At 76.0% G+C, this 4848-nt stretch carries 4 protein-coding genes and 1 pseudogene; 1 reads left to right on the forward strand and 4 read right to left on the reverse strand.

The features are described from left to right. Positions 1-98: 98 nt before the first annotated feature. From panC to ACFV5N_RS24725, 4 genes and pseudogenes are all read right to left on the reverse strand, one after another. Positions 99-1094: pseudogene (gene panC, locus ACFV5N_RS24710) on the reverse strand (pantoate--beta-alanine ligase); the annotation flags it as partial. Further along, positions 1091-1999: a Rossmann-like and DUF2520 domain-containing protein gene (locus tag ACFV5N_RS24715; RefSeq protein WP_385603847.1), complete on the reverse strand. Its 909-nt coding sequence runs from the start codon at positions 1997-1999 to the stop codon at positions 1091-1093. The pseudogene panC and the gene ACFV5N_RS24715, both read right to left, overlap by 4 nt. Before the next feature lie 78 nt (positions 2000-2077). Next, complete coding sequence (locus ACFV5N_RS24720) at positions 2078-2758, reverse strand: response regulator (protein ID WP_385603854.1); 681 nt, start codon at positions 2756-2758, stop codon at positions 2078-2080. A 40-nt stretch (positions 2759-2798) separates the two neighbouring features. After that, positions 2799-4013: a sensor histidine kinase gene (locus tag ACFV5N_RS24725; protein ID WP_385603850.1), complete on the reverse strand. Its 1215-nt coding sequence runs from the start codon at positions 4011-4013 to the stop codon at positions 2799-2801. A gap of 124 nt (positions 4014-4137) precedes the next feature. On the opposite strand from ACFV5N_RS24725, the gene ACFV5N_RS24730 reads away from it, so the two are divergent. Further along, the coding region (locus ACFV5N_RS24730; protein WP_385603852.1) for an SAM-dependent methyltransferase at positions 4138-4848 on the forward strand (711 nt) is incomplete at its 3' end.

Below are 4848 nucleotides of genomic sequence, written 5' to 3' on the forward strand. Positions count from 1 at the left end.
CACGACCACCGCGAACTACACCCGCCACACCGTCGCGCGCGTCTGAAGGTGCTCAGACTCACCTGCGGGGCCCCGCCCAAGCCGGGCCGGGTGCAACCGGCCGCTCCCAGGGTGAGGCGGGTGTTGTCGATGAGCCGGGTGCTGCCGACCCGCGCGGCCAGCGCCATGATCGCCTCGCCGGTGTGGGTGTCGGGGACCTCGCGGAAGGTGGCCGGGTCGACCAGGGCCAGGTAGTCCAGTTCCAGCGGCGGGGTGCGCCGGGACGCCTCGGTGAGGACGGTGTGGGCGGCGGCGCGGGCCGAGGCGGCCGAGCCGGGGCGGGTGGCGGCCGCGGCGGCCAGGGCGGCGGCGTCGGCGGAGGCGCGTTCCTCGTGCAGGGCGGCGAGCCGCCGTGCCCGGTCGCCGTGCGGGGCGGCCGCCGCCTCCGCCCGGCCGGCGAGCGCGGCCTCGGCGGAGAGCCGGTCGCGGGCGGCGAACAGGGCGCGGGAGAGCGCGAGCGCGGTGCGCCGCTCCGCCGGGCTGAGGTAGCGGTTGCGGCTGGAGAGCGCCAGGCCGTCGTCCTCGCGGACCGTGGGGACGCCGACGATCTCCACCGGGAAGTTCAGATCGGCGACCATGCGGCGCACCAGCGCCAGTTGCTGCGCGTCCTTCTCGCCGAACAGCGCGTAGCGCGGGGCCGTCAGGTGCAGCAGCTTGGCGACGACGGTCAGCACGCCGTCGAAGTGGCCGGGCCGGGAGGCGCCCTCCAGCGGCTCGCCCAGCGGGCCGGCGCTCAGCCGGACCAGCGGCTCGCCCGCCGGGTACATGAGCGCGTCGGACGGCGCGAAGATGAGGTCCGCGCCGGCGGCCCGCGCCACCCGGGCGTCCGCCTCCAGCGTGCGCGGGTAGCGGTCGAAGTCCTCGCCCGCGCCGAACTGGAGCGGGTTGACGTACACCGTGACGATCACCAGGCCGTCCGGCGGCAGCAGCTTCCGGGCCGCCCGGATGTTCGCCGCGTGGCCCTCGTGCAGGGCGCCCATGGTGGGGACGACGGCGCGCGGCGGGCCGGCGCCGTACGGTGCGCCCAGCTCGTCGGGGGTGTGCACGATCCTCATCGGTCCCTCTCTCCCTCGTCCGCCGCCTCGTCGGCCAGCACGCCCAGGAGTTCCTGCGCCAGCTCGGGGCGCAGCAGCCCGTGGTCCAGGGCCCGGTCGGCGGTGGTGCGCGCCATCGCGAGATAGCCGGGCAGCGCGCCGGGGGCATGCGCCCGCAGTTCGGCCAGGTGCGCGGCGACCGTACCGGCGTCGCCGCGCGCCACCGGGCCGGTGAGGGCGGCGTCGCCGGAGCGCAGCGCGTTGTCCAGGGCGGCGCCCAGCAGCGGGCCGAGCATCCGGTCGGGGGCGGAGACCCCGGCGGCGCGCAGCAGTTCGAGCGACTGGGCGACCAGGGTGACCAGGTGGTTGGCGCCGAGGGCCAGGGCCGCGTGGTAGAGCGGGCGGTCGGACTCGGCGATCCACTCGGGCTCGCCGCCCATCTCGATGACCAGGGCCTCGGCCGCCAGCCGCAGTTCGTCGGGGGCGGTGACGCCGAAGGAGCAGCCGGCCAGCCGCTGGACGTCCACCGGGGTGCCGGTGAAGGTCATCACCGGGTGCAGTGCCAGCGGCAGCCCGCCGGCCCGGGTGGCGGGGTCGAGGACGGCGGTGCCGTACCGGCCGGAGGCGTGGGCGATGAGCTGCCCGGGGCGGATCGCGCCGGTCTCGGCCAGGCCGGCGACCAGCCCGGGCAGGACGTCGTCCGGGACGGTCAGCAGCACCAGTTCGGCGCGGGCCAGGACCTGGGCGGGCTCGACCAGCGGCACACCGGGCAGCAGGGCCTCGGCGCGCCGCCGGGAGGCGTCGGAGACGCCGGAGGCGGCGACCGGCCGGTGGCCGGCCAGGGCGAGGGCGGCGGCCAGGGCGGGACCGACGCGTCCGGCGCCGACGACGCCCACGGCCAGCCGGGCGGGGCGGGAGGTGGTCACGACTCGTTCACGGCGCTCGCTCAGCCTCTTTCGCATCCGTTCCGGTCCGTGTGCTCGGTACCGGACGTCGCAGCCATGCTACGGGCCCGGCCGCCGTTCGTTCCCTCCCGCCTGTACGAGGCCGGTCTCGTAGGCGAGGACGACGGCCTGCACCCGGTCGCGCAGCTGGAGCTTGGCGAGGATGCGCCCGACGTGGGTCTTGACGGTGGCCTCGGAGACGAACAGCCGCTGGGCGATCTCGCCGTTCGACAGGCCCTGGGCGATAAGCAGCAGCACCTCGCGTTCGCGGTCGGTGAGCTGGCCGAGTTCGGGGTGGGCGGGCTGGTGTTCGGCCGGGATCAGCGACATGAAGCGGTCCAGGAGGCGCCGGGTGGTGGAGGGGGCGACGACCGCGTCGCCGCTGTGGACGGCGCGGATGGCGGCCAGCAGTTCGTCGGGGGGCACGTCCTTGAGCATGAACCCGGCGGCGCCGGCCTTCAGCCCGGAGAAGGCGTACTCGTCGAGGTCGAAGGTGGTGAGGATCAGCACCTTGGGCTCGCCGGGCCCGCCGGCGCCCTCGCGGCACACCCGGCGGGTGGTCTCCACGCCGTCCAGGCGCGGCATGCGCACGTCCATCAGCACCACGTCGACGGCGGTGGAGCGCAGCACCTCCAGGGCCTCGACGCCGTCGCCCGCCTCGGCGGCGACCGTCATGTCCTCCTGGGCGTCGAGCACCATCCGGAAGCCGGTGCGCAGCAGCACCTGGTCGTCGACGAGCATCACGCGGATGGGCGGCGGTGGGGTCACGGGGGTTCCTTCCTCAGGGCTTGGCGGCCATCGGCAACGTAGCGGTGATGCGGAAGCCGCCGCCCGGCCGGGGTCCTGCGAGCAGTTCCCCGCCGACCATCCCCACCCGCTCCCGCATGCCGATGAGCCCCTGCCCGAGGCCGTCGGCACCGCGCGCCTCGTACAGTTCGCGCTGCGCGCCGCGCCCGTCGTCCTCGGCGAGGACGGTGAGGGCGTCGTCCCGGTAGTCGAGGCAGACGCGGGCACCGGCGTCGGGGCCGCCGTGCTTGCGGGTGTTGGTGAGCGCTTCCTGGACGATGCGGTAGGCGGTGAGTTCGACGCCGCTGGGCAGCGGGCGGGGGGTGCCGCTGATCCGGAAGTCGACGGGCAGCCCGGTGTCGCGCACCTGATCGACCAGCTCGGCCAGCTGTTCGACACCGGGTTGCGGCACGTAGTCGGTGGCGGTGGCCTGGGCGGTGCCGTCGCCGCGCAGCACCCCGAGCAGCCGGCGCATCTCGGTCAGCGCCTGCCGGCCGGTGCCGGAGATGGTGGCCAGGGCGGTGCGGCACTGCTCGGGATGGGTGTCGAGTACGTAGGCGGCGCCGTCTGCCTGGACCACCATCACCGAGACGTTGTGGGCGACGACGTCGTGCAGTTCCCGGGCGATGCGGGCGCGTTCGGCGGCCACGGCGATCCGGGACTGGGTCTCGCGCTCGCGCTCCAGCCGGGCCGCCCGCTCCTCCAGTTCGGCGTAGTAGGCGCGGCGGGTGCGCAGCGAGTCGCCGAGCACCCAGGCCAGCAGGAACACCACGGTGACGAAGATCGTGGAGACGATGGTGCCGGCCAGCGTCTCCTGGTCCGCCTCGTACCAGCGGACGGTCGCCAGACTCGGCGCGGTGAGGGAGGCGCCCAGGGCCAGCCGGGAGGCCCAGCGCACCGGCCGGGAGGCGGCGGTGAAGATGAGGACGAGAAAGATGAAATCCGACGGGATGGGCCGCACGTCGGCGGCCAGCTGGAACAGTCCGGAGGCGGCCCCCAGCAGCAGCATCTTCTCGGGGGCGCGGCGGCGGAAGGCGAGCGCGACGGTCAGGGCGAGGGCGGTGATGACGGCGCCGACCTGGGAGCCCGGGTACGGGGAGTCGGGCGGGCTGACGCCCAGCAGCGCGAAGGTGGAGATCAGCCATACGAAGCCCCAGAATCCGTCGACCCAGCCGGGATGACGGCGCACGAAGTCGTAGAGCCGGTTCATGTCACCCAGAGTAGGGAGCGGGTGCGGCCCGGGAGTCAGCCGGAGGGCCGATCCGCGGGCCCGGCGGCTACTCCCCAAGGTGGACACGGACCCGGACCGCCTCCCCGGGCGTACTGTGGGCCCGGTGAGCGGGGCGAACGGCGGTGCGACGGGCTGGCGGGCGGCGGCGGAGCGGGCGCTGTACGGGCCGGACGGGTTCTTTCTGCGGCAGGCGCCCGCCGCCCACTTCCGTACCTCGGTGCACGCCTCGCCGCTGTTCGCGGGCGCGGTGGCCCGCCTGCTGGAGCGGGTGGACGCGGCGCTGGGGCGGCCGGAGCGGCTGGCGCTGGTGGACATGGGCGCGGGCCGGGGCGAGTTGCTGACCGGGGTGCTGGCCGCGCTGCCGGAGCAGGTGACGGTCCGGCTGACGCCGTACGCGGTGGAACGGGCGGCCCGCCCGGCCGGTCTCGACCCGCGGATCCACTGGTGCGCGGAGCCGCCGCGCGGCGTGCGCGGGCTGCTGTTCGCCAACGAGTGGCTGGACAACGTACCGCTGGACGTCGCCGAGGTGGACGCGGCGGGCGTCCCCCGGTACGTCCTGGTGACGGCGGACGGGCGGGAGCGGCTGGGCGCGCCGGTCGGCGGCGCGGACGCCGCGTGGCTGGCGCGCTGGTGGCCGCTGCCGCCCGAGCCGGGCCGGCGGGCGGAGCTCGGCCGGCCGCGCGAGCGCGCGTGGGCGGCGGCCGTGGCGACGCTCGCCGACGGCCTCGCGGTGGCGGCCGACTACGCGCACACGGCGGCGGCCCGCCCCCAGACTGGGCCACAGACCGGCGACCCGGACGTCCCCACGGTGCCC

It is taken from the genome of Streptomyces sp. NPDC059853 (genome assembly GCF_042731495.1).
In the GTDB taxonomy this organism is placed as follows: domain Bacteria; phylum Actinomycetota; class Actinomycetes; order Streptomycetales; family Streptomycetaceae; genus Streptomyces.

What these genes read in the sequence shown, in the direction of transcription:
- ACFV5N_RS24720 (WP_385603854.1), bottom strand. Translation starts at nt 2,758, where the DNA reads ATGCTCGTCGACGACCAGGTGCTGCTGCGCACCGGCTTCCGGATGGTG.
- ACFV5N_RS24725 (WP_385603850.1), bottom strand. Translation starts at nt 4,013, where the DNA reads ATGAACCGGCTCTACGACTTCGTGCGCCGTCATCCCGGCTGGGTCGAC.